Here is a 23,027-nt window from a genome sequence, read left to right on the forward strand (position 1 = left end):
AACTCAGCCGAGCACGTCGGCGATCGGCGTCGGTGTGAGCAGTTTCGGCCGCGTCTTCATCACCGCACCCACCTTGCCCGCGCCGACGACGCCGGTGAGGATGCCGTCACGGCTGTAATAGGCCAGGAACTTCGTGCCGTCGTCGTCGACCAGATGGAGTTCGTCGCCGGCCTCGGGCCGACCCAGCACCTGGATCTTCAGGTTGTACTGGTCGCTCCAGAAGTACGGCGGCGCAGCCGGAATCATGGCGTCGGTCTGCGCGATCCGGTGGGCGACGACGGTGGCCTGCTCCACCGTGTGCGTCCAGTGCTCCGCGCGGCGCGTGCCGCCGGTCTCTGTGCGCCAGTTCGCCACGTCGCCGAGCGCGTAAACGTCCGGCGCGGAGGCGCGGCCGTGCTCGTCGCAGGCGATCCCGCCGCCGGATTCGCGTGGCGCGAGTTCGATCCCGGAACCATCGAGGTAATCGGTCACCGGGATCGACCCGATACCCACCACCACGATGTCGGCGGCCACCTCGTCGCCGTCGGCGAGCCGCACGCCGGTGACCTTACCGTCGGCCGAGCGCACCTCGTCGACGCCGACCCCGGCGCGGACATCGACCCCGTTGGCCTGATGCATCCGGGTGATCAACTCCCCCACCCCGGTTCCCAGCGCAGCGGCCAACGGCGTCGGCGCGGGCTCGACCAGCGTCACCGCCAGGCCGCGCTGGTTGAGGCTGGCCGCGACCTCGCAACCGATGAAACCGGCGCCGACGATCACTGCGCGCGAGGCATTCTCGATCTCGCTGCGCAGCGCGAGGGCGTCGTCGATGGTGCGCAGCACGTGGACACCGGCCACCCCCTCGGTACCCGGCAGCGACCGCGGGCGCAGTCCGGTTGCCAAGACGAGTGAGTCGTAGGCGACCTCCGCACGCTCGGTGGGCGCGTCGAGCCGTTCGACGGTCACGGTGCGGGTCTCCGGCGAGATAGCACACACGCGTTCACCGACACGCAGCTGCACCGATGCCTCACCGAAGTAGTCGGCCGGCTTCAGATCGACCCGGTCGTCCTTACCGAGCAGCACGGACTTCGACAACGGCGGACGGTCATACGGCGGGTGGGCTTCCTCGCCGATCAGCGTGATGGGTCCGGTGTACTCGTTGCTGCGCAGGCTCTCCGCCACGCGGATACCTCCGAGCCCCGCACCCACCACAACCACACCTGCCGATGATGCGCTCATCCCGAATTCCTCCTGACACGTCCTTGTCCGCGATGTCGCGACATGCGGCAGCGCGGGTGCCGGCCTTTCCGAAGCCGACCGGGAAGTGCGCGAAATGCACTTCCTCACCGGGTGACGTCGCCGACCATTGCGAGGTCGGCAAGACGCCAATTCCCCTCGACATTACGCATAGTGGCCCATCGAGCGGTAGGGGTACGGTCGTCGTCTCGATCACCGGTATCGGTCGCTGCGGGGATACTCACCGTCTGGTCGACGAACACCAGCACCCACGCGCGTTCGGCGGTGAACTCCTCGACCCCGGCACCCACCACCTGCGCCGACAACGTCATCCCGGCCTCGATCGCGCCAGGTAACACCACGTCGACGCCCTGCGCACGGTATGCCTCGTCGATCGGCGCGGTGAGCTGTGCGAGGACCTCGTGCCGGTCGCGCTCGGTCTCGTCCGGGGTGTAGGACAACAGTGCGGTCACCGCCGCATCGGTCGCCGTGAGCACAGCGGTACGTTGCGTGTCGTCGGGCACCGGACGCGACCGCGCGGCACCGATCAGACCCACCACCGTCACCACGACGGCCACGAACGCGATCGCCGTGGCAACGATGACGCGGCGACGTCCACGTCTGCCCAGGTGCGCGCCAGGCCGCCGCGCCGGACCGGGAGCTGCGCCGGCGGTCATGTCAGCACCGCCCGGCTGATCAGCCAGTCCTGGCCGGCTCGGATCATCGTCACCTCGATGGTGACGCGGGTGTCATCACCCTGGGCGCCGATCAATTGCGGATCGGAGGCCTCGGCCACGACAAGTGCCGCCGCCTCGGCACCCTCGGCATCCGAGTCGGGGTCGGTGATCAGCCCCGCCGACAGCACCCGCCCGGAACTGGGCTCGGCCTGCGCGGTCACCTCGGCCACCAATGAGTCGCGGGCCGCCTCGATCCGATCGCGCTGGTCGCCGGTCGTCACGGCGACGGCGCGATTCACGTAGCCGCCGGCATCGGCGGGATCGGCGGTCAGTAACGACGCGACCGAGGAACTGGCTGCCGCCAGCGCCGCGTCTGCCGCCGCCGACCGCTCGGCCGATGCATGGTTGTGCATGACCACCGCGACGAGCACCCCGCTCGCGACGATGATCACGGCACCCGCGATCGCGATGACGCCCCGGAACCACGCCGATCGACGTCGGGCCCGGGCACGCAACGCATCCGAGGCGTCGATGCGGGCACGCCGGGCCGCGCGGGTCGCCTGTTCGACGCGCCGGCGGGCATCGTCGAGGGCATGCTCTGACGCGTCGAGGGCATGATCCGGGGCGCCGGCGCCGCGAGAGTCCGACGACGTCATGACAACACCTCCATCCCGGTCAGCTGCCAGATGTCCCCGACCCGGTCGAACCGGGCCTGCACTGAACGTTTCTCGGTGATCGGTGGGGCGTCGGGGGTCGCGACGGTTTCCACGGACGCCCGGATCAGGGTGGTACCGCTGTCCGGTTCGGCATCGACCACGCCGACGACATCCGGGCGCCAGGTGACCCGCACGGCGCCGTCGGCCGGTGGCCGGGTCAACTCGGTGGCATAGCGCCGCGCGAACTCACCGCCGACGAGACCGCGCGCACGATGCCGGTCGGCCTGCCACGATGCCGTGGTCACCGAGAACACGTGAGCGACGATCTCGCCGGCGGACCGACGCAACTCGGTGCGGGCCCGGTCGGTGGCGGAGTCGATCACCGACTCCCGCCACTGCACACCCACGGCGACCACGAGTGCGGTCGCGACGACAGCGATCACCCCGCCGAACGCGACGGCGCGCCGCACGGGGATCACCCCGCGGGCAGCGCGCAGACCGCGGCCGGCACTGGCAGACACCGTTGCGTGAGCACTCTTCTCGGGTGGGGTCGTCATGGGAGGTACTGCACCGCCGCGAGTTTGAGTTCGCCATCGGCCGGTTCGACGAGGACCCGCAACCGGAACCGGCGCACCGTCTCGTCGACAGGATCGGGGTCGCCGACGGCATCGGGGTCGTCGCCCCCGGCGAAGACCACCGTCGACGCGACGAGGACAACAGCCCGATCGCCCGAACGCCGAGCCACACCTGAGCCGTCGACGATTCCACGCGCCACCGTGCCCTGCGAGGCGACGAACCGGGAGTAGGCGTCCGCGGATTGCGCGAACTGGTCCCGGAACTCGCCGGTCGCGCCGTCGATGATCCGGCGCACCTGCTCGGGGCGTCGATGATCGGGGCTCAGCAGCATTGTCACGCGGTCGACGGCGGCGCGCTGGTAGTCGGCGTCGGTGTAAGCGTCGGCGCCCCGTACCCACAGCACCGTCGAAACCACTGCAGCGACAACCGCAACAGCGGCTGCCAGCGCCACCCATCGGGGAGCGCGGGACCGGCGTCGCATCCCCGCGGCCACCTGGGCCTCGCCGAGCGCCTCGACGGCCCGTCGCAACTCACCGCGGGCAGCCCGCTCGGCCTCGATCGCCGCGTCCCGGGCCATCCAACACCCCTTTCCGCCGACCCGTTCACCGGTGTCGGCGGACTCCACCCTAGACACGCCACCGGCGACGGCATCGGCAGCGCTCGGGCGACCCGGTCTGGCCATCGGGCTGCGAGTCCGGCGAATCCGGCGCAGAATCGTCTATTACCTGCGAGGAGGCGCCGATGACGCGACCACAATCGATCACCGCCACGATATTCCGCCGCAAACCTGTGCGGGGTGCCGGGGCGCCCGGGGAGGCGACCGACGATCCGCACCTCAAACGTAGTATCGGCACGTTCCAACTGACCCTCTTCGGTGTCGGTGCGACGGTCGGCACCGGCATCTTCATCGTCGTCCCCGAGGCCATCAGCAAAGCCGGCCCGGCGGTGCTGATCGCGTTCGTGGTTGCCGGGGTCGCGGCCGGCCTCGCGGCGATCTGCTACGCCGAGATGGCTTCGGCGGTACCGGTGTCCGGGTCGAGCTATTCCTATGCGTACGCGACCCTGGGCGAGGTGGTGGCGGTCGGCATCGGCGCATGCCTGATGCTCGAGTACGGGGTGTCGGCGGCAGCCACCTCGATCGGCTGGGGTCAATATCTCAACGATCTGCTCGACAACCTGTTCGGCTGGCATATCCCCGATGCCCTCAACGCCGCGCCCTGGGGCGTCGATGATCCCGGAATCGTGAACCTGCCGTCGGTGATCCTCGTCGTCCTGTGCGGTCTGCTACTCATTCGCGGCGCCAGCGAGTCCGCGATCGTCAACACGGTGATGGTGTTGATCAAACTCGGTGTGCTGCTGCTGTTCGCGGCAGTTTGCCTCACCGCGTTCACCTCCAGCCACTTCACGCCGTTCATGCCCGAGGGGATGGCCGGGGTGACGTCGGCAGCCGCGGTCATCTTCTTCACCTTCATCGGCCTCGACGCGGTATCCACGGCCGGCGACGAGGTGCGCAACCCGCAGCAGGCCATGCCACGGGCCATCATCGGCGCCCTCCTGGTGGTCACCGGCATCTATCTGCTCACCGCCGTGGCGTCGATCGGCGCACAGGCCTGGACCGATTTCGATCCCGACGACAGCGCCAGCCTGTCGGTGCTGGCCAACTCGGTAACCGGTTCCACCTGGGTCGGCACCATCATCGCGGCGGGTGCGGTCATCTCCATCTTCTCGGTGACGTTGGTGGTGATCTACGGCCAGACGCGCATTCTGTTCGCGATGGGACGAGATGGCCTGCTGCCATCCGCCTTCGCCAAGGTCAGTTCGACAACGATGGTGCCGGTGAACAACACGGTGGTGGTATGCGCGGTGATCGCCGTGCTCGGCGGCTTCGTCCCGATCGACAAGCTGTGGGATCTGGTCTCGGTCGGCACGCTGGCGGCATTCATCGTGGTGTCGATCGGCGTGATCATCCTGCGCCGCACCATGACCGACCTGCCACGACCGTTCCGTGTGCCCGGCTACCCGGTGACGCCGGTGCTGTCGGTGGCGGCCTGTGTGTGGATTCTGAGTGGTCTGGCGCCGGTCACCTTCGCCTTCGGCGCGTGGGTCGCCGCGGCCCTGCTGTTCTACGCCCTGTGGGGACGCCGCCACAGCAAGCTGAACGCGACGACACCGAACTCGGACGGGGCTCACACATGACGATCCTGGTGGGCTACGTCCAGGGCGAGGGCGGCCTGGGCGGGCTGCAACTCGGCGCGATGGCCGCCGAATCGTTGCACACCGACCTCGTGGTGGCCACGGTCGTCCCCAAGCCCTGGACCACGCCGTCGATGGCGAAGGTCGATGCCGAGTTCGCCTCGTGGACCGACGAAGTCGCGGCCACGGCGGAGGCGGAGGTCGCCGAGTACATGACCATCTATCCGCCCGAGCTGAGCTGGCGCTTCACCCGACTCGATCATCGAACGGTGGCATCGGCACTCATCGAGCACGCCCGCGCCCTCGACGCCGATGCGATCGCGATCAGCTCGACCGGTGACGGTCAGCTGGGTCAGATCGTGCTCGGCTCGACCGCCGACACGCTGATGCATCGCTCGCCGGTACCGGTGGGCATCAGTCCGCGCGGTTACCGGTCGCCCAAGGACGGCCTGCTCACCCGGGTCACCGCGGCGATCAGCGGATCGGGACCCGAATCGCGGTCGGTCATCGCCCGCGCCCGGGGCCTCTGCGATCGGATGGATGCGCCACTGCGGGTGGTGTCGTTTGCGGTGCGCGGCGGGGCGATGTACCCGCCGCTGGTCGGCCTGAGCACGGAGGACGACGTGCTCTCCCAATGGCAGGCACAATCCGCCGAGTCACACCGGATGCTGCTCGATGACGGCGTGATCGCCCCCGGCACCGACTGTGTGGTGGCCGCCGGCCGCGGCTACCGGGAGGCGTTCGACTCGATCGAGTGGATCGGTGGCGAGGTGCTGTTCCTCGGCAGCGCCCGCGACGGCGTACTCGCGCAGGTGTTCCTCGGATCACGGGCCAGCAAACTGATCCGTCACTCGCCGGTACCGGTGCTGATCCTGCCACGCTGATACCCGTCGGATCGAGCGCGCCGCGCTATCGCGAACCGATCCGTTTCGAGTAGGCGGCGCGCTGCTCGTGGTCATAGTCGAGGAACATGCTGTCCAGCTTGGTCATCCGCCGCGATGCCCGCTTCATCCGTTGCGGGAACAGGGCATTGGCATGCGTCCACGCCATCGATCGCGGAGCCGTCAAGCGAACCCGCGGACGAGCGATGATGGCGAGCACCTGGGCCGCCACGTCTTCGGGTTCGATCGCGCGGACCATCGAATTGGTGTGCAGCCCGGAGATCAGACCTGTGCGCGTGAATGTCGGCAACACGGTGCTGACCCGCACGCCGGTCTTCTCGAGTTCGGCGTCAACGGCCTCGGAGAACTCGATGACGGCCGCCTTGGCGCCGTTGTAGATGGTCAGTCCGGGCGTGGGCAGCCGTCCGGCGACCGAGGCGATGTTGACGATCTGGCCGCGACCCCGGGCCACCATGCGACGAGCGGCCAGTTGGGTACCGGTGATCACGCCGATCACGTCGATGTCGTAGGTGCGGCGGATCAACGCCTCGTCGTAGGACAGGAAGTCACCGACCGGCATGATGCCCGCGTTGTTGATCAGCACGTCGATCGGCCCGACCGCGGACTCCACCGCGTCGAGGAACTCCTCGAACGAGGACCGGTCGGTCACGTCGACACCGAATCCCTCCACGCCGAGATCGGCGGCGGCCTTGCCCACCGCGTCGTCGTCGATGTCACCGAGCGCGACCACCGCACCCGCCTCGAACAACTGTGTCGCGGTCTCGAAGCCGATACCGCGCGCACCACCGGTGATCGCGATCACCTTGCCGCGCAGCGCATCACGAACTTCTCCGTGATCCGGCCCGCGGCGCAGCAGATCTCGAACGGCCATCAGAATCCCTCCATCAGCAGACCCCGACCACGGGTTCGTGGTCGCGGATGGGTATCACCAGATCATCGGCGCGAGGTACTTGGCAGCGAGTTCGCGCACCGCGTCGGGCTGTTGTTTGCGCTCGTCGGTCGCAGGCACCTCCAGATAGGAGATGACCAGGCGGACATGCAATTCCACCGCTTGACGCAGATCGTCGTCGGGCATCGTGGCGCCGGACTCCCGCAATGTGCCCGCGACCCGATCGGTGACCATGTCGATGAACAACGACGTCACCGCCGAGGTGATGCCACGCATCTCCGAATCGGTCAGCACCAGCCGTCGCATCAACGGATCCTCGGAGATCATCACCGCACCTTCGGCGAAGGCCTCCACCACCGCTTCGGCCGGACCGAGGCCCACAACCGCCGCCATCAGACGTTGCATACCGCGCTCGTACAGGTCGTTGGCGACCGCGAGCAGCAGCGCTTCCTTGTTGGGAAACCGGCGGTAGAGGGTGCTACGGCTGACGCCGGCCTGCGCGGCCACCTCGTCCATGTTCGCGCGGCGCACTCCGACGTCGGTGAACTCGACCTCCGCGGCCGCCAGGATCGCTTGTTCCTGGTCTTCGGGGCTCGCCGTGTTGCGGGCCTTGCGCGGCGCTTTGGTCTGCGACATCCGCCCGGGGCTCATCGGCGTCGGAGGTCGACGGGCAGTTTGTCCTTCGGGACCGGCAACGCGCTGTAGTCCATCGGGATCTGGTAGCCCTCGGGCACCGACCATTCGTAGTTGCGCAGCAGGTGATGCAGGATCGTCTTGATCTCCATCTGGCCAAAATACAGCCCGATGCACTTGTGCACGCCGCCACCGAACGGGGTCCAGGCCATGCGATGGCCCTTGTCCTCTTTGCGCTCTGCGCTGAAGCGCTCGGGATCGAACATGTCGGGGTTGGTGAAGAACTCCGGATCACGGTGATTGGTCATCTGCGGCACGGTGACCATCGAGCCCTTCGGCACGAAGAATCCCTGCACCGAGGTGTCCTTGACCGCCATCCGTGGCTGCGCCGGCACCGGCGGACACATCCGCAGCGACTCCTTGAGCACCAGATCGAGAACCGAGAGCTTTCCGAGATCGTCGTAGCCGAGCTCCGGGTTGAGCTCCAGCGACTGTTCACGTGCCCGGCGTTGCCATTCAGGCGACTTCGCCATCCGATACGCCATCTGGGTCATCGTGATCGTCGACGTGTCGTGGGCGGCCATCAGCACGAAGATCATGTGGTTGACGACATCGGCGTCGGTGAACCGCTCCCCCTCATCGCCTTCGACGTGACACAGCACGGAGAACAGGTCGGGGGTCTCACGAGCCCGCTTGGCCGCGATGTTGTCGTAGAAGAACTCCTCGAGCACCCGGCGTCCGCGCAATCCCTTCCACCACCGGCCACCGGGCACCGGCTTGCGGACGTAGGCGACACCGGCGCGCACGGTGTCGATGAACGCCTTGTTGATCTTGTCCGCCTGGTCCTTCGGCAGTTCCAACCCGAGGAACACCTCGAGCGCGACGTCGAGGGTCAGCGATTTGAACTGCTCGAACATCTTCACGTTGCCGGTGGGGAGGTCGGCGACCCGCTCGGCGATCATCGGCTGCATCTCCTGCATGTAGCCCTTGAGTGCCGACGGGGTGAAGGCCTGCTGCAGGATGTGGCGGTGATGACGGTGCTCGTCGAAATCGAGGAGCATGATGCCGCGGTTGAAGAACGGGCCGATGAAGTAGCTCCACGCAGGGCCATTGGCGAAAGCCTTGTCGCGGTTCATCAGGATTTCGTCGGCGGCGCGGGGTCCGGCAGCGATCACCATCTTGACGCCGAGCGCATTGAGTCCGGAGACCTGACCGAGACGGGCGAGGCGTTCGTCGCCAAAGGCGAACGGGTCGCGACGCATCGCCATCATCTCCAGGACACCGTTGCGTTGCGCGCAGGGCACCTCGAGCAGATCACTGCCCGCAGGCGCCGCGGCGAACACCGTGGACTTGACTGCCGTACCCGTCGAGACCATTGCCATTCTCCTCATTCCCCGAAACATCACCATCGATGCTCTGCACCGCGGCGCACAGCTGTGAGCCGCATCGCATAGAACTCTATTGGAACAGAAAACACAAAATGTTTCTAGGGGTTCCGGCGCGCGACGCCGATGGTGCCGGTGAGGACATACGCGCATGTCCTGACGACGTTCAACAGCCAGATCGGGACGCCAGTATCGCGTGGCATCGCCCGAGGCGTTCCCGCCACCAACGATCGCGGTCGGCCGGGGCGCGCACCGCGGCCGGCAAGACCAGGTCCTCACGCAACCACCGTGGCAGCACGGCCCCTTCGGACGGCACGAACGGCTCCGCAACATCGCTGGTGAAGAGCGTTCCGGTGGCCAGCCCACACGCGTGGTCCAGGGTCGGCAGCGCCGCCGCGGCGGCGACCCCGGCCGCCATCCCGACCGCCGAGTCCAACGCCGAGGACACCACCACGGGTAGGCCGATCGATTCGGCCAGAGACAGCGTCGCGCGCATGCCGCCGAGCGGAGCGACCTTGACGACCGCGATATCGGCTGCGTCGGCGGCCACCACGCGATACGGGTCGTCGGCCTTGCGAATCGACTCGTCGGCGGCGATCGGGACGTCGACCGCGCGACGTACCGCGGCCAGTTCCGGCACCGTCGCGCATGGCTGCTCGACGTACTCCACCTCGCCGATGGTCCGGATCGCGGCAATGGCCTCGTCCACCGACCACCCACCGTTGGCGTCGACGCGCACCGAGCCGACGATCTCGCGCGCGGCCGCAACCCGGGCCACGTCGTCGTCCAGACTCTGTCCGTGTTCGGCCACCTTCACCTTCGCCGTCGCGGCACCCGGGTACCGCGACAGGACCTCGGCGACCTGGTCGGCGGGGACCGCGGGCACCGTCGCATTGATCGGCACCCGATCGCGGCGCGGTGCGGGTGGACCGAGATGGGCAGCCTCGATACCGGCTGCCAACCAGTTCGCGGCCTCGTGGTCGCCGTACTCGGTGAACGGCCCGAATTCGCCCCACCCGGCGGGCCCACGGAACACCATCAGCTCGCGCTCGGTGATCCCGCGGAAACGGGTCCGCATAGGCAGGCGGATGACGTGGGCGTCGGCCAGCAGGACGCCGAGCTCGGGCGGGTCAGCCACGAATTCCATCTCCCTACGGGGTTCGCGTTGAAACAAATCTTCCATTCCGTTCCAACCTGGGTTAGTGTTCGTGTCATGTCAGTCAACCAGGACTACGAGCGCGCAATCCGCGAAGCCGAGCCGGTCATCGCCGCCGACGACCCGGACTCTGCCCTGCCATCGCCACGACTGGGCGCGGATTCGCTGATCTGGAAGTTCTACGGAGACAGCCGTGGCGTTCTCGGGTTCCAGCGGTTGGCCGGTACCGAGAACTGCATCGAGCAGCTCGGCCAGGCCGTGCTCGACCATTCGGTCATCTTCGACGACTTCCTCGGCCGGGCCAAGCGCACCGGCCCCCCGGTGATGAAGACCGTGTACAGCACCGAGCCGCAGAAGTGGGGGCGCACAGTCCGCGACTTCCATCGCAACATCAAGGGTGAGATCAGCGACGGCTCGCGCTATCACGCCCTGAACCCGGAACTGTTCTACTGGGCACATGCGACGTTCGTCGACCAGGTCCTCTACATCACCGACACCTTCATTCGCCGGCTGAGCTACGCCGAGAAGGTACAGATCTTCGAGGAAAGCAAGGTCTGGTACGAGCTCTACGGGGTCAGCGCGCGCAGTCAACCGCAGACCTACGAGGAATTCCTCGCGTACTGGGACGACATGCTCAACCGGTTCATCCCGCACAAGACGGTCGTCTACGCGACGGGCTACATCCGGCAGGGGCTCCCCCGGCCGAAGAAGGTTCCGGCACCGGTGTGGAATGTCGTCTCCGCACCACTGAACGCCTTCCTGCGCACCGTCATCGTCGGCACCCTTCCGCAACAGATGCGTGACGTCTGCGGCCTCGAGTGGAACGACAAGCGCGAGCGCAACTTCCAACGCTTCGCGCGGATCATGCGGACCCTGAACCCGGTGTTCAACCGTCTGCCGCTGCGGTGGCTCTACGTGCCGTGGGCCTACCGCGCGTGGCAGGAGGTCGGCGTGGACCCGCGACCACTGCACAACACGCCGGCCGCCTGAAAGACACCGACGTCTCCTCGCCCGGGGACCACCACCAGTCGACCGGGCGCCGCTCCGGCGTTTGACTGGGCTCCCATTCCCGGTTGACTGGCCGCCATTCCCGTTGAGTGGGCGCCGTTTTCGGTCGACTGGGCACGAGAACCTGGTCTTGTGGGCCATCATCCCGCGCGGTAGCGACTGTCGTAGCGATACGAGTCCTCGTCGACGTATGTCTCCCGCGGGGGCCGGACGCGTGGCGAGGCGCCCAGATCCCCGTCGAGCGCTTTGCTGATGATGGGTCCGATCCTGGCGAAATCTGCAGCGGCCGTGGACATCGGATAGGCATCGGCGATCAACGCCATCCAGTGGTGGATCTGACGCAGGTCGTCGGCGGCCAGCGGACCGTTGACCCAGTTGTCGGACTGCCAGGTCTCCCGCTGCCAGGCCTGCCACGGGTAGTCGGCGTCAGCGGGTGGTGACACCGAGTAGAGCCCGCGGACGATCACGTCGTTGCGGTCGGCGCCACACTCGACTCGCCAGCGGGACACCAGTTCGGTGTAGGCGGCGTAGTCCTGCGCATTCCAATTGGTGGCCGAGAACCTTTTCCATCCGGCACGTCGGACGGTGCGCGCGATCTTTCCGTCGAGTACCTGACTGGGATGGCGGGGAGCGCCGGCGCCGGCAAAGTAGAGGAACCAGGTGAATCCGGTTGGGCCGAGGCGATCGATCTCCTGGCTTCCGCGATCCGGTTTGAGCAGATCAAAGGCCACCGCTGGGTCCTCCCGACCCGCCTGCGCGGCCTCCTGCAGGAGGCCGCCGATCCGCTGACGATCTGTCGCCACGGCGACCATGCGTCGTTTGTTCTCGTTCCATCGTCGACCATGGCAGAAGGCAATGGTGTTCCACAGCAGGTTGATGGCACCCTCGGGTGATGCCAACGCTGAGTCGGCGAGCCCGAACAGCTGTGTGCGCGAGATGGTGTCACCGATCAGCGCTCCGGGTAACCCATGCTCGGCAAGTTGATCCGACCACCAGGGGCGGTCAATCACGACGGAGTCGGCGAGGAGCTCCGCGCCGCGGTCGCCGGCGGCAAGCCATTCGGTGAGGACGGTTGGCGGGTGGACGGCTTTGGATGTCATGTTCATTGGACGCAGCCGAGGGCCGACCGGTTCCGTCGAATTGCCCCGATCAGTGTTGCCGTAGGAATCCCCCAGCAGCAGAAGCAAATTCGGCCGGTTTGTCGCGGTGTATGCTGTGGCCCGCATCGATCGCGACGAACCGCGCATCCGGCAGCGCCTCGCTGAGGGTGCGCAGATGACGTGACGGCAAGAAGCTCCGCGCGCCACCGGAGATGATCAGGGTGGAAGCGGCGACGACGTCCAACCGTGCCCACCACTGAGGGTCGGCGGTCTCGAACTGTGGCGCCACCTCCTCGCCCACCCGCCGATCGAACCGGATCAGTGGCCATGGGTTACGCACCGCGGCACCGATGCCACGTACCCGTTCACCGAGCGTCGCCGCGACGACAATGCCCTCGTCCACATGCGCCTGATCGCGCGGCATCGGCGGTATCTCCTCGAGGACGAGGCGGCGGACGCGTCCGGGTGCCTCCATCGCCAAGCGGAGCGCGGTGTGCGCGCCCAGCGAATGTGCGACGATGTCGGCCACCCCGATGTCGAGCTCGTCGAGCACAAAATGAAGGTCGTCGCGGAAGTCGTTGAGCAGATATGTCTGCGCGTGACCGCTGCGACCGTGTCCGCGCAGGTCGACCGAGATCACCCGCCGACCCTCGCGACGGAGCGCAGCCGCGAACCCACGCCACGTCGTGTGATCGCCGGCCATGCCATGCACCAGCAGCACTGGCGGGCGGCGCTCGTCGTCACCGGACACCCGAACCGCCAGGGCCAGGTCGCCGGTCGAGCTCGATCGATGCAGCACACGCACCCTTGTCTCCTACGCCAGTCGACGGACGGACCGCAAGTTCGGGTGTGCCTCTGTCAGCATCACGACGCGCAACAGAACACTGCGACGTCAGTCTTCGCCTCCCGGTCGCGCGACGTCGGCCTCCCACCTGCGCCGGCGTTCGTCCTCGGTCTGCTCCCACCACGGCGTACCACGCTCCCCCAACGCAACCTTCGCCGCCTGCACACCCCGCCGAGACTCGGGCGCGCCCCTCGTACGTCTCACCTCGCGACGCCATGCCATCAGGATCGACTGCAACTCAGACCGCCGCTCCTCGGGGATCAGCGGATCGGTCGCGCGCCACTTCCGACCGTCGACGATGACATGCCGGCCGTCTGGCGTTCGTTCTGGATCGGCCACGAGTTCCACTGTGCCACGGAGATGTTCGGCGGGCGTGACCTACCTCTCCCACACCGTCTGACCAGTGCTTTCTGGCACGCGATGGCTCACCTCTCAGGCTCTGCTTATGTCCATATGGGTAACCTCGCCGTGTCCTTGCCGATACCGAAACGTTATTCAAACCGATACTGACAACCGAGACGGACGACGCTGTGCCTCACCACCGCCTGAACCCCCACACCTCGACGCGGCCCACCACCCGCGCACTCCTCGACGCACCATCGCGAACCCGGCCACCCGGTCGGCATCGGGCCACCCCGCAGTCCCGCACCCGGACGACCCTCCGAACCGGCGCGCTCGCGGCATTCGTCGGTGCCGTCGGGCTGACGGCCGGCACCGCAGCACAGGCACATGCGCAGCCCGCTCCCCAGCCGCATATCCCGACGAAGATCGCGCTGCCCGACGACGTCAAGCTACCGGCCGGACTGGTACTGCCGCCTGAGATCGACGACCTCGCCCACGATGTCCTGCCCCCGTCGGTGTTCGCCCCCGGCACGCCAGGCATCAAGAGCGCAGTGAAGCCGGTCAGCGGCACCGTGACCTCCGGTTACGGCCCCCGATGGGGCACCCACCACAACGGAGTCGACATCGCCAACAAGGTCGGCACACCCATCTACGCCGTCACCGACGGCGTGGTCCTCGAGTCCGGCCCGGCCTCCGGGTTCGGGCAGTGGGTTCGCGTGAAGCAGGACGACGGCACCATCGGCGTCTTCGGTCACGTCGATCAGAGCTTCGTTCATCCCGGCCAGAAGGTACGCGCCGGTCAGAAGATCGCGACCGTCGGCAACAGCGGCCAATCCACCGGCCCCCACCTGCACTATGAGGTCTGGGATGCCAACGGCACCAAGATCAACCCGCAGGTCTGGCTCAACAAGCGCGGTGTCCATCCGTGACGGTCGACTGTCAACCTGATCAGTCGCGGAACCACCCACTGCGCTTGGCCGTGAACACCATGTCCTGCCAATAGCCCCACTGGTGGGTACCGACCGCCGGGAAGTCGGTGCTGATGCGGATGCCCTGGACAGCGGCCGCCACCTCGAACGTACGGGTCTGCGCAAGCGAGATGACCTCGAGCGGTGTGCCCTTGACCGACCCGATGACGTCGGTGTTGTACTTGCCCCATAGCCCCGATGCCGCGCCGACCCGTATGCGCATACCCCGCATACGTTGCAGTTGTGCCACGGAGTCATTGGCGATCCAGCGCGCATCCCAGGGCGGACCCCACATGGCGTCGGCGCTGAACGGCCCCACGCCGGCCGCCAATCCCGCATCGATCAGGGCCAACCGAACGGCTGTGCGCATGGTCGGCGCCGACGGGTTGAGGAACCCGGACATCGAGAAGACATGCGAGATCCGCTTGCGGTGGTAGGCGCCGAAGATCATGGCGGCGTTGCCGCCCATGGAGATTCCCATCATCGCGTACTTGGCGCGGGGACCCACGGCCAACCCGCGGGCATCGAGCTCGCGGATGATGGTGTTCAGCCGACACGTCCAGCGATAGCGGTATTTCACCTTGCTTCGCGGGCTCGCGGCGTTCCAGTCGGTGTAGAAGCTCGCGAGACCACCGACCGGCTCCACGACGTTGACGCCCGTGTTGGCTATTCGTTGGATGTTCGTCTCATGCCGCCAACCGCTGATGTCGCCGGTCGCGCGCAGCCCGTCGAGGGCGATGACGGTCTTGTAGTTACCCCACCGCGTCCACATGTCGACCGGGGTGGCCGGCATGCCGCACCCCGAGACATAGAACCGCCCGAAGGACGCCGCATTCGCGCTCCCGGCCTCCAAGGAGCCGAACCCGACGATGGTGGCCATGACGAGCAGACAGACGAGTGATCGACGCCTCTTCGCCAGACGGCGTGGGCGCATGGAGAGTACCGGCACCGCAGAACCGTAATCCGTTGCGCGACTGGGTCGCCACAGCTGTGACCAGAGCAGCGACAGACCGAAACCGGCCTGTTACCAAAGTGGCGCATGTTGCTGGAGTGACTGCAGGACGCGGGTTCTCTCGGATGCCGCAGGTCACCTCGGAGAACGCGGCTAGTCGACGACCCGCGTGACCCGAAGCGAACCGCGCGATCGAAGAGAACCCGCGCGAACCCGGCCGGCCCGCGCCGGCGGGCGGACATGCGAAAGGCGCCCGGCCACTTTCGTGACCGGGCGCCTTCTCGACTCAGTGAGTCAGATCGTCAGGAGGAGAACCTCACTTGTTGATCTTCGTGACTCGACCCGCACCGACGGTGCGGCCACCCTCGCGGATGGCGAAACGCAGGCCCTCGTCCATGGCGACCGGCTGGATGAGCTTGACGCTCATCTCGGTGTTGTCGCCCGGCATGACCATCTCGGTGCCCTCGGGGAGGGTCACGACGCCGGTCACGTCGGTGGTACGGAAGTAGAACTGCGGACGGTAGTTGTTGAAGAACGGGGTGTGGCGTCCACCCTCGTCCTTGCTCAGGATGTAGGCCTGGCCCTCGAACTCCGTGTGCGGAGTCGTGGTGCCCGGCTTCACGATGACCTGACCGCGCTCGACGTCCTCACGCTTGAGGCCGCGCAACAGCAGACCGGCGTTGTCGCCCGCCTGTGCCGAGTCGAGCAGCTTGTGGAACATCTCGATACCGGTGACGGTGGTCTTGGTGGACTTGTCACGGATGCCGACGATCTCGACTTCCTCGTTCACGTTGACCTCGCCGCGCTCCACACGACCGGTGACCACGGTGCCGCGGCCGGTGATGGTGAAGACGTCCTCGACGGGCATCAGGAACGGCTTGTCGGTCTCGCGGACCGGGTCCGGGATGGACTCGTCGACGGCCGACATGAGCTCCTCGACCGACTTGACCCACTCGGCGTCGCCCTCGAGCGCCTTGAGCGCCGAGACCTTCACGACCGGTGCTTCCTCGTCGAACTCCTGGGCGGCCAGCAGTTCGCGGACCTCCATCTCGACGAGTTCGATGATCTCGTCGTCGTCGACCATGTCGGCCTTGTTCAGGGCGACGAGGATGTAGGGCACACCGACCTGGCGGGCCAGCAGCACGTGCTCACGGGTCTGCGGCATCGGGCCGTCAGTGGCGGCGACCACGAGGATCGCGCCGTCCATCTGAGCGGCACCGGTGATCATGTTCTTGATGTAGTCAGCGTGACCGGGGGCGTCAACGTGTGCGTAGTGACGCTTGTCGGTCTCGTACTCCACGTGCGAGATGTTGATCGTGATACCACGAGCCTTCTCTTCCGGAGCCTTGTCGATCTGATCGAACGCAAAGCTCTGGTTGAGCTCCGGGAACTTGTCGTGCAGCACCTTGGTGATGGCCGCGGTCAGCGTGGTCTTGCCGTGGTCGACGTGACCGATGGTGCCGATGTTCACGTGCGGCTTGGTCCGCTCGAACTTCGCCTTCGCCACTTTGTTTGTCCTCCTGGACTGTTGTTGTCCTGCTGGGCGGATCCCAGCAGGAGTTCTTCACTTACGTTGTGCGCCCGCTTGTGGGCCAGCGCGTTTCGCGATGGGTCGCGACGAATTACTCGCCGGTCGCCTTCGCGATGATTTCCTTCGACACGTTCGACGGAACCTCCGCGTACGAGTCGAACACCATGGAGTAGTTTGCCCGGCCCTGGGTCTTCGACCGAAGGTCTCCGATGTAGCCGAACATCTCCGACAGCGGCACCTGTGCCTTTACGACACGCGCACCGCTGCGCTCCTCCATGGCCTGGATCTGGCCACGGCGGGAGTTCAAATCGCCGATCACGTCACCCATGTAGTCCTCGGGCGTGGTGACCTCGACAGCCATGATCGGCTCGAGGATCACCGGACCGGCCAGCTTGGCAGCTTCCTTCAGAACCTGCTGACCAGCGATCTTGAAGGCCATTTCCGACGAGTCGACGTCGTGATACTGGCCGTCGAGCAGGGTGGCCTTGATGTTGACCAGCGGGTATCCCGCCAGCACGCCGTACTGCATGGCGTCCTGGATGCCGGCGTCCACCGACGGGATGTACTCGCGGGGCACGCGGCCACCGGTGACGGCGTTGTCGAACTCGTAGGTCGCGCCGTCCTCGGCGTCGACCAGCGGCTCGAGCTTGACGATCACCTTCGCGAACTGGCCGGAACCACCGGTCTGCTTCTTGTGGGTGTACTCGTGCTTGTCGACCGGCTTGCGAATGGTCTCGCGGTAGGCGACCTGCGGCTTGCCGACGTTGGCCTCGACCTTGAACTCACGCCGCATACGGTCGACCAGGATGTCGAGGTGGAGTTCGCCCATACCGCCGATGACGGTCTGGCCGGTCTCGTCGTCGAGCTGGACGGTGAACGTCGGGTCCTCTTCGGCGAGCTTCTGGATCGCGGTACCGAGCTTCTCCTGGTCGGACTTGGTCTTCGGCTCGATGGAGACGTTGATGACCGGGTCCGGGAAGCTCATCGACTCAAGCACGATCGGAGCGTTCGGATCGCACAGGGTGTCACCGGTGGTGGTGTCCTTGAGACCGATCATCGCGTAGATGTGGCCCGCGGTGGCATCCTCGACCGGGTTCTCCTTGTTGGCATGCATCTGGAAGAGCTTGCCGATGCGTTCCTTCTTGCCCTTGGTCGCGTTGAGGACCTGGGTGCCCGCGTTGATGCGGCCCGAGTAGACACGCACGAAGGTCAGCTTGCCGAAGAACGGGTGCGCCGCGATCTTGAACGCCAGGGCCGAGAACGGCTCGTCCGACGACGGCTTACGCGACATCTCCTCTTCCTCGTTGCCGACGGCGTGACCCTCGACCGAGGGGACGTCGAGCGGCGACGGGAGGTAGTCGATGACCGCGTCCAGCATCGGCTGGACACCCTTGTTCTTGAACGCGGAGCCGCAGATCACCGGGTAGTACTCACGCGCGATGGTGAGCTTACGGATGGCGCCCTTGATCTCCTCGACGGAGAGCTCTTCGCCACCGAAGTACTTCTCCAGCAACGCTTCGTCGGACTCGGCGACGGTCTCGAGCAGCTTCTCGCGGTACTCGGCGGCCTGGTCGGCCAGATCCGCGGGGATCTCCTCGATGGTCGGCTCGGCGCCGATCTCGACGGTGCCGCGCCAGGTGATCGCCTTCTGCTCGATCAGGTCGACGACGCCGTCGAAGGAGTCCTCGGCACCGATCGGCAGCTGCAGCACGAGCGGCTTGGCACCGAGGCGCTCCTCGATCGTGCGCACGGTGAAGAAGAAGTCCGCACCGAGCTTGTCCATCTTGTTGACGAAGCAGATGCGCGGGACCTCGTACTTCTCCGCCTGCCGCCAGACCTGCTCGGACTGCGGCTCGACGCCCTCTTTGCCGTCGAACACGGCTACGGCGCCATCGAGCACACGCAGGCTGCGCTCCACCTCGACGGTGAAGTCGACGTGCCCGGGGGTGTCGATGATGTTGATCTGGTTCTTGTTCCAGAAACAGGTGACGGCCGCGGAGGTGATGGTGATACCCCGCTCCTTCTCCTGCTCCATCCAGTCGGTGGTCGAGGCACCGTCGTGGGTCTCACCGATCTTGTAGTTCACACCGGTGTAGAAGAGGATTCGCTCGGTTGCGGTGGTCTTGCCGGCATCGATGTGGGCCATGATGCCGATGTTGCGAACCTTTTTGAGGTCGCTGAGCACTTCCTGTGCCACGTGGTTTCCCTTCGGGAATTGTGGTTGATCTTCAGGGTTGTCGCTCCGCCCGACGCGATCATGATCGCGGCCGGGCGGAGCAGGTTGTCACCAGCGGTAGTGCGCGAACGCCCGGTTGGCCTCGGCCATCTTGTGGGTGTCCTCACGACGCTTGACCGAAGCGCCGAGACCGTTGGAGGCGTCGAGCAGCTCGTTGGCCAGACGCTCGACCATCGTCTTCTCACGACGCTGACGGCTGAAGGTCACCAACCAGCGCAAGGCGAGGGTGTTGGCGCGGTTCGGCTTCACCTCGACCGGCACCTGGTAGGTGGCACCACCGACGCGGCGGCTCTTCACCTCGAGGGTCGGCTTGACGTTGTCGAGGGCACGCTTGAGCGTGATGACCGGATCGGTGCCGGTCTTCTCGCGGGCCTGCTCGAGAGCCTGGTAGACGATGCGCTCGGCGGTCGACTTCTTGCCGTCGAGCAGGATCTTGTTGACGAGCTGGGTGACCAACGGCGAGCCATAGACGGGGTCGCTGATCAGCGGGCGCTTGGGTGCGGGTCCTTTACGTGGCATGACTTATCAGTTCCCCTTCTTCGCGCCGTAGCGGCTGCGGGCCTGCTTGCGGTCCTTGACACCCTGGGTGTCGAGCGAGCCGCGGATGACCTTGTAGCGCACACCGGGCAGGTCCTTCACACGACCGCCGCGGACGAGCACCATCGAGTGCTCCTGCAGGTTGTGGCCCTCACCCGGGATGTAAGCGGTGACCTCGACGGAGCTGGTCAGGCGCACACGGGCGACCTTGCGCAGCGCGGAGTTCGGCTTCTTCGGGGTGGTGGTGTAGACGCGGGTGCACACGCCACGACGCTGCGGGCTCCCCTTGAGGGCCGCGGTCTTGGTCTTGGCAGCCTTGTCGTGACGGCCCTTGCGGACCAGCTGATTGATGGTTGGCACTAGGTGTTCTTTCCTTTGTCGGCAGTGATCGCCGGTCACCGGGTTCGATGTCCGACATCCTGTGTAGTTGTCTCGCTGCGGTTGGTGCTCCGGGCAAGCATCGACAACCGTTTCCGATTACGTTGCTTCCACAACTCGCCCCACCAGCACGTACGCGCTGGTCAGTACAATTTTGCTACCCCGGGGTCGGGCGTGTCATACGCTCGACGACGGTTTCGCCTGTCAGTCCACCTGCCCCGGGTGTCCCCGGGCATGCGGACTGGCCCAGCATGAGCCGGGCACCGGCGATCCACTCTACCGATGCAGTTTGCACAGGTCAAAAAACTGTGCAAGCCGTCGAACAGATCATCGCCGGGAAGTGAACGGGCGGTGATCGGCCCGTGCTCGGTTCCTGCCCCGGGTATCGCCATCTCCCCCGAAAACGGGCGGAGAATCTACGACTTCCAGAAGGAAGAACTCGCAGTTCATAGGGCTATTCGCCCGGCTCGACGGACTGCGGGAGCCGCACCGCCCCACCGCCGCGCTTCGCCGGATTCGACGGTGGCGGCACCACCGGCCCGATGTCACCGTCCGGGGCGGTGTCGAGATCAACCATCACCGGCGCGTGATCGCTCGGTTTGGAGCCCTTCCGGGCCTGTCGGTCGATCCAGGCCGCCGCCACCCGCCGCGCGATCGGCGCACCCGCCAGGATGAGGTCGATGCGCATACCGAGGTCCTTGTGGAACATCCCGGCCCGGTAGTCCCAGTAGCTGAAGACGCGGTCGTCGGGCCAGCGGTCACGAACCACGTCGTGCAGCCCCAACGCGGTCAACGCCGACAGGGCGCCCCGTTCGGGGTCGGTGACGTGGGTGTGCCCGACGTAGGCGGCCGGGTCGAAGAGGTCGGCGTCGGCGGGCGCGATGTTCATGTCGCCGCACAACATCGTGTTCGCCGCGGCGTCGTCGCCGTCACCGGCCGCCACCGCATCACGCAACCGCGCCAGCCAGTCCAGTTTGTAGTGGTAGTGGTCGGAATCCGGGGTACGCCCGTTGGGCACGTACAACGAGTAGATGCGCACTCCCCCGCACACCGCCGACACCGCGCGGGCCTCGGTGGGTGAATCCGGCTCGGGATAGCCGGGCACGTTCTCGAATCCGCCGCGGACGTCCTCGAGACCGACCTTCGACAGCAGCGCCACCCCGTTCCATTGTCCTTGTCCCACATGGGCGATCTCGTAGCCGCGCTCGGCCAGGTCCGCGCCGAGAGTCTCGTGGAAGGCGTCGTCGGAGAGCTTGGTCTCCTGCAGGCAGACGACATCGGGTGCGCGCTGATCGAGCCACGGCAACAACCGCGGAATCCGCTGCTTGACCGAGTTCACATTCCAGGTCGCGACACGCATGGGCTCCACGGTAGCGGGGCCGGTTTCACCACCTCACGTGCCGACGTCGACGCGTCCGCCACGCGGTGTGTGGAAGTCGTAGGCCGATTCGGCATGCTGTGCGTCGTCGATGCCGTCGAGTTCATGTTGCGGGTCCGCGCGCAGGCCGAGCGTGTACTTCAGTGCCAGCCCGATCACCGCGGTCACTGCCAACGCATACGCCAACACCACCACGACGGCGACGGCCTGACGCCAGAGCTGATCGAGGCCGCCACCGTAGAGCAGACCGTCGACGCCGGCCGGTGTCGACGAACTGGCGACCAGCCCCACCATCAGCATCCCGACCACGCCGCTGACGAAGTGCACACCGACCACGTCGAGCGAGTCGTCGTAGCCCCAGCGGAATTTCAGCTCGATCGCGTAGGAGGCGACCGCCCCGGCCACCGCGCCCACCGCGAGCGCACCGATCGGGGTGACCGACGAACACGACGGCGTGATGGCCACCAGTCCGGCGACGACGCCGGAGGCGGCGCCGAACGACGTGGGCCGACCGTGGCGGACCCGTTCGACGATCAGCCACGCCACCATCGACGTCGCGCCGGCACCGAGGGTGTTGGCGGTGATCATCGCGGCCGAACCGTTGGCCGCCAGCGTCGATCCCGCGTTGAAGCCAAACCACCCGAACCAGAGCAGTCCGGCGCCGAGCATGACGAACGGCAGATTGTGCGGGCGCATCGGATCCCGTGGCCAGCCCGCACGCCGCCCCAGCAGCAGTGCGATCACCAGCGCCGATGCGCCCGAGTTGATCTCGACGACGGTTCCGCCGGCGAAGTCGATCGCATGCAGATGGGTGGCGATCCAGCCGCCGCGCTCGGCGGTCAGGCCCGGGGCGCTGAACACCCAGTGCGCAACCGGGACATAGACGAGCAGGCACCACAATCCGGCGAAGATCAGCCAGGACGTGAACTTCATCCGATCGGCGACCGCGCCGGCGACGAGCGCGACGGTGACCATCGCGAAGCCCGCCTGGAAGGCCACGAACAGTACGGCCGGGATAGTCCCCACCAGCGGCATACCAGCGCTGTCGGCGCCACCGGAACCGAAATGGCCGAAGAGGTCTCGTAGGCCGGCGAAGGTGATCGGGTTGCCGATCACGCCACCGTGGTCCGGCCCGAAGGCCATCGAGTAGCCCACCGCCACCCACACGATCCACACGATGGGCACCGCCGAGAAGCACATCATCATCATGTTGAGCACGCTCTTGGAACGCACCATGCCGCCGTAGAACAGACCGAGGGCCGGAGTCATCAACAAAACGAGCGCAAAGGCCGCCAACAGCCAGGCGGTGTCGGCCGCGTCGGGCATGCCGGTGGCGGGGAACGTGTTCACGGCGAACACCATACGGTTCGGGATGCGGGTCCTGACCAGCACGTTCGCGCTGTGCCCGATTCGTCCGATCACCACGCCTCGGGGTCAACCGAGGACCGGCCGACAACGGCGGCGGCTTTCC

Annotated in this window: 23 protein-coding genes; 4 read left to right on the forward strand and 19 right to left on the reverse strand. The window is 66.6% G+C overall.

The genetic code is table 11. The annotated features are described in order from the left end of the window. Window positions 1–3: 3 nt before the first annotated feature. The 5 genes from ACIGKQ_RS11235 to ACIGKQ_RS11255 form a co-directional block, all read right to left on the reverse strand. Window positions 4–1,218, reverse strand: a complete 1,215-nt coding sequence (locus tag ACIGKQ_RS11235; RefSeq protein ID WP_235723571.1) for an NAD(P)/FAD-dependent oxidoreductase — start codon at window positions 1,216–1,218, stop codon at window positions 4–6. A gap of 104 nt (window positions 1,219–1,322) precedes the next feature. Next, window positions 1,323–1,892 carry a hypothetical protein gene (locus ACIGKQ_RS11240; protein WP_396573650.1) on the reverse strand — a complete coding sequence of 190 codons (570 nt, stop codon included), beginning with the start codon at window positions 1,890–1,892 and terminating at the stop codon, window positions 1,323–1,325. Further along, entirely contained in the window at window positions 1,889–2,548 is a 660-nt protein-coding gene (locus ACIGKQ_RS11245) for a hypothetical protein (RefSeq protein WP_235723569.1), read from the reverse strand. Before ACIGKQ_RS11245 ends, ACIGKQ_RS11240 begins: the two co-directional genes overlap by 4 nt. Beyond that, window positions 2,545–3,105, reverse strand: a complete 561-nt coding sequence (locus ACIGKQ_RS11250; protein ID WP_235723568.1) for a hypothetical protein — start codon at window positions 3,103–3,105, stop codon at window positions 2,545–2,547. Before ACIGKQ_RS11250 ends, ACIGKQ_RS11245 begins: the two co-directional genes overlap by 4 nt. After that, complete coding sequence (locus ACIGKQ_RS11255; protein ID WP_308191697.1) at window positions 3,102–3,749, reverse strand: hypothetical protein; 648 nt, start codon at window positions 3,747–3,749, stop codon at window positions 3,102–3,104. Before ACIGKQ_RS11255 ends, ACIGKQ_RS11250 begins: the two co-directional genes overlap by 4 nt. A gap of 116 nt (window positions 3,750–3,865) precedes the next feature. On the opposite strand from ACIGKQ_RS11255, the gene ACIGKQ_RS11260 reads away from it, so the two are divergent. Both ACIGKQ_RS11260 and ACIGKQ_RS11265 read left to right on the forward strand, forming a co-directional pair. Beyond that, window positions 3,866–5,320 (forward strand): amino acid permease, encoded by a 1,455-nt coding sequence (locus ACIGKQ_RS11260; protein ID WP_396573653.1) that lies wholly within the window; start codon window positions 3,866–3,868, stop codon window positions 5,318–5,320. Further along, on the forward strand, window positions 5,317–6,201 hold the full coding sequence (locus ACIGKQ_RS11265; RefSeq protein WP_266061603.1) for a universal stress protein: 885 nt from the start codon (window positions 5,317–5,319) through the stop codon (window positions 6,199–6,201). The genes ACIGKQ_RS11260 and ACIGKQ_RS11265 overlap by 4 nt, the downstream gene beginning before the upstream one ends. Window positions 6,202–6,226: 25 nt before the next feature. Here the strand turns inward: ACIGKQ_RS11265 and ACIGKQ_RS11270 are convergent, their stop codons facing one another. The 4 genes from ACIGKQ_RS11270 to ACIGKQ_RS11285 form a co-directional block, all read right to left on the reverse strand. Beyond that, complete coding sequence (locus ACIGKQ_RS11270) at window positions 6,227–7,090, reverse strand: SDR family oxidoreductase (protein ID WP_266061604.1); 864 nt, start codon at window positions 7,088–7,090, stop codon at window positions 6,227–6,229. Between the two features lie 54 nt (window positions 7,091–7,144). Beyond that, a complete protein-coding gene (locus ACIGKQ_RS11275; RefSeq protein WP_328712829.1) occupies window positions 7,145–7,744 on the reverse strand; it encodes a TetR family transcriptional regulator in 600 nt (199 codons plus the stop codon). An 11-nt stretch (window positions 7,745–7,755) separates the two neighbouring features. Then, complete coding sequence (locus ACIGKQ_RS11280; protein WP_328712827.1) at window positions 7,756–9,117, reverse strand: cytochrome P450; 1,362 nt, start codon at window positions 9,115–9,117, stop codon at window positions 7,756–7,758. Window positions 9,118–9,292: 175 nt separating this feature from the next. Continuing rightward, window positions 9,293–10,204, reverse strand: a complete 912-nt coding sequence (locus ACIGKQ_RS11285; protein ID WP_372512398.1) for an o-succinylbenzoate synthase — start codon at window positions 10,202–10,204, stop codon at window positions 9,293–9,295. 135 nt (window positions 10,205–10,339) lie between these two features. Here ACIGKQ_RS11285 and ACIGKQ_RS11290 point away from each other — a divergent pair, with 135 nt between their 5' ends. Next, window positions 10,340–11,272, forward strand: a complete 933-nt coding sequence (locus ACIGKQ_RS11290; protein ID WP_287015674.1) for an oxygenase MpaB family protein — start codon at window positions 10,340–10,342, stop codon at window positions 11,270–11,272. A gap of 158 nt (window positions 11,273–11,430) precedes the next feature. Here the strand turns inward: ACIGKQ_RS11290 and ACIGKQ_RS11295 are convergent, their stop codons facing one another. From ACIGKQ_RS11295 to ACIGKQ_RS11305, 3 genes are all read right to left on the reverse strand, one after another. Beyond that, window positions 11,431–12,390 carry a hypothetical protein gene (locus ACIGKQ_RS11295; protein WP_328712825.1) on the reverse strand — a complete coding sequence of 320 codons (960 nt, stop codon included), beginning with the start codon at window positions 12,388–12,390 and terminating at the stop codon, window positions 11,431–11,433. Window positions 12,391–12,439: 49 nt separating this feature from the next. Then, window positions 12,440–13,195, reverse strand: coding sequence for an alpha/beta fold hydrolase (locus ACIGKQ_RS11300; protein WP_287015672.1), 756 nt, complete (start codon window positions 13,193–13,195; stop codon window positions 12,440–12,442). A gap of 87 nt (window positions 13,196–13,282) precedes the next feature. Continuing rightward, on the reverse strand, window positions 13,283–13,573 hold the full coding sequence (locus tag ACIGKQ_RS11305; protein WP_266061611.1) for a hypothetical protein: 291 nt from the start codon (window positions 13,571–13,573) through the stop codon (window positions 13,283–13,285). A 191-nt stretch (window positions 13,574–13,764) separates the two neighbouring features. Here ACIGKQ_RS11305 and ACIGKQ_RS11310 point away from each other — a divergent pair, with 191 nt between their 5' ends. Then, window positions 13,765–14,505, forward strand: a complete 741-nt coding sequence (locus ACIGKQ_RS11310; protein ID WP_328712822.1) for a M23 family metallopeptidase — start codon at window positions 13,765–13,767, stop codon at window positions 14,503–14,505. A gap of 19 nt (window positions 14,506–14,524) precedes the next feature. Here ACIGKQ_RS11310 and ACIGKQ_RS11315 read toward each other — a convergent pair whose 3' ends face one another. The 7 genes from ACIGKQ_RS11315 to ACIGKQ_RS11345 all read right to left on the reverse strand — a co-directional run bounded on the left by ACIGKQ_RS11315 (window position 14,525) and on the right by ACIGKQ_RS11345 (window position 22,882). Next, the gene (locus ACIGKQ_RS11315) at window positions 14,525–15,424 is read right to left on the reverse strand and encodes an alpha/beta hydrolase family protein (RefSeq protein WP_328712820.1); all 900 of its coding nucleotides are present in this window, start codon (window positions 15,422–15,424) and stop codon (window positions 14,525–14,527) included. Between the two features lie 388 nt (window positions 15,425–15,812). Further along, entirely contained in the window at window positions 15,813–17,003 is a 1,191-nt protein-coding gene (gene tuf, locus ACIGKQ_RS11320) for an elongation factor Tu (RefSeq protein ID WP_235723556.1), read from the reverse strand. Between the two features lie 115 nt (window positions 17,004–17,118). After that, on the reverse strand, window positions 17,119–19,224 hold the full coding sequence (fusA, locus tag ACIGKQ_RS11325; protein WP_396573659.1) for an elongation factor G: 2,106 nt from the start codon (window positions 19,222–19,224) through the stop codon (window positions 17,119–17,121). Between the two features lie 87 nt (window positions 19,225–19,311). Next, window positions 19,312–19,782 (reverse strand): 30S ribosomal protein S7, encoded by a 471-nt coding sequence (gene rpsG / locus ACIGKQ_RS11330; RefSeq protein WP_160900582.1) that lies wholly within the window; start codon window positions 19,780–19,782, stop codon window positions 19,312–19,314. A gap of 6 nt (window positions 19,783–19,788) precedes the next feature. Then, window positions 19,789–20,160, reverse strand: coding sequence for a 30S ribosomal protein S12 (rpsL, locus tag ACIGKQ_RS11335; RefSeq protein WP_007619326.1), 372 nt, complete (start codon window positions 20,158–20,160; stop codon window positions 19,789–19,791). A 472-nt stretch (window positions 20,161–20,632) separates the two neighbouring features. After that, complete coding sequence (locus ACIGKQ_RS11340) at window positions 20,633–21,538, reverse strand: exodeoxyribonuclease III (RefSeq protein ID WP_328712818.1); 906 nt, start codon at window positions 21,536–21,538, stop codon at window positions 20,633–20,635. A gap of 33 nt (window positions 21,539–21,571) precedes the next feature. Then, complete coding sequence (locus tag ACIGKQ_RS11345) at window positions 21,572–22,882, reverse strand: ammonium transporter (protein ID WP_287015707.1); 1,311 nt, start codon at window positions 22,880–22,882, stop codon at window positions 21,572–21,574. Between the last annotated feature and the right edge of the window lie 145 nt (window positions 22,883–23,027).

The organism is Gordonia sp. NPDC062954, assembly GCF_044543825.1.
Lineage (GTDB): Bacteria > Actinomycetota > Actinomycetes > Mycobacteriales > Mycobacteriaceae > Gordonia > Gordonia tangerina.

What these genes read in the sequence shown, in the direction of transcription:
- ACIGKQ_RS11235 (WP_235723571.1), bottom strand. Translation starts at nt 1,218, where the DNA reads ATGAGCGCATCATCGGCAGGTGTGGTTGTGGTGGGTGCGGGGCTCGGA.
- ACIGKQ_RS11240 (WP_396573650.1), bottom strand. Translation starts at nt 1,892, where the DNA reads ATGACCGCCGGCGCAGCTCCCGGTCCGGCGCGGCGGCCTGGCGCGCAC.
- ACIGKQ_RS11245 (WP_235723569.1), bottom strand. Translation starts at nt 2,548, where the DNA reads ATGACGTCGTCGGACTCTCGCGGCGCCGGCGCCCCGGATCATGCCCTC.
- ACIGKQ_RS11250 (WP_235723568.1), bottom strand. Translation starts at nt 3,105, where the DNA reads ATGACGACCCCACCCGAGAAGAGTGCTCACGCAACGGTGTCTGCCAGT.
- ACIGKQ_RS11260 (WP_396573653.1), top strand. Translation starts at nt 3,866, where the DNA reads ATGACGCGACCACAATCGATCACCGCCACGATATTCCGCCGCAAACCT.
- ACIGKQ_RS11265 (WP_266061603.1), top strand. Translation starts at nt 5,317, where the DNA reads ATGACGATCCTGGTGGGCTACGTCCAGGGCGAGGGCGGCCTGGGCGGG.
- ACIGKQ_RS11270 (WP_266061604.1), bottom strand. Translation starts at nt 7,090, where the DNA reads ATGGCCGTTCGAGATCTGCTGCGCCGCGGGCCGGATCACGGAGAAGTT.
- ACIGKQ_RS11275 (WP_328712829.1), bottom strand. Translation starts at nt 7,744, where the DNA reads ATGTCGCAGACCAAAGCGCCGCGCAAGGCCCGCAACACGGCGAGCCCC.
- ACIGKQ_RS11280 (WP_328712827.1), bottom strand. Translation starts at nt 9,117, where the DNA reads ATGGTCTCGACGGGTACGGCAGTCAAGTCCACGGTGTTCGCCGCGGCG.
- ACIGKQ_RS11285 (WP_372512398.1), bottom strand. Translation starts at nt 10,204, where the DNA reads ATGCGGACCCGTTTCCGCGGGATCACCGAGCGCGAGCTGATGGTGTTC.
- ACIGKQ_RS11290 (WP_287015674.1), top strand. Translation starts at nt 10,340, where the DNA reads ATGTCAGTCAACCAGGACTACGAGCGCGCAATCCGCGAAGCCGAGCCG.
- ACIGKQ_RS11295 (WP_328712825.1), bottom strand. Translation starts at nt 12,390, where the DNA reads ATGACATCCAAAGCCGTCCACCCGCCAACCGTCCTCACCGAATGGCTT.
- ACIGKQ_RS11315 (WP_328712820.1), bottom strand. Translation starts at nt 15,424, where the DNA reads ATGGCCACCATCGTCGGGTTCGGCTCCTTGGAGGCCGGGAGCGCGAAT.
- rpsG (WP_160900582.1), bottom strand. Translation starts at nt 19,782, where the DNA reads ATGCCACGTAAAGGACCCGCACCCAAGCGCCCGCTGATCAGCGACCCC.
- ACIGKQ_RS11340 (WP_328712818.1), bottom strand. Translation starts at nt 21,538, where the DNA reads ATGCGTGTCGCGACCTGGAATGTGAACTCGGTCAAGCAGCGGATTCCG.
- ACIGKQ_RS11345 (WP_287015707.1), bottom strand. Translation starts at nt 22,882, where the DNA reads ATGCCCGACGCGGCCGACACCGCCTGGCTGTTGGCGGCCTTTGCGCTC.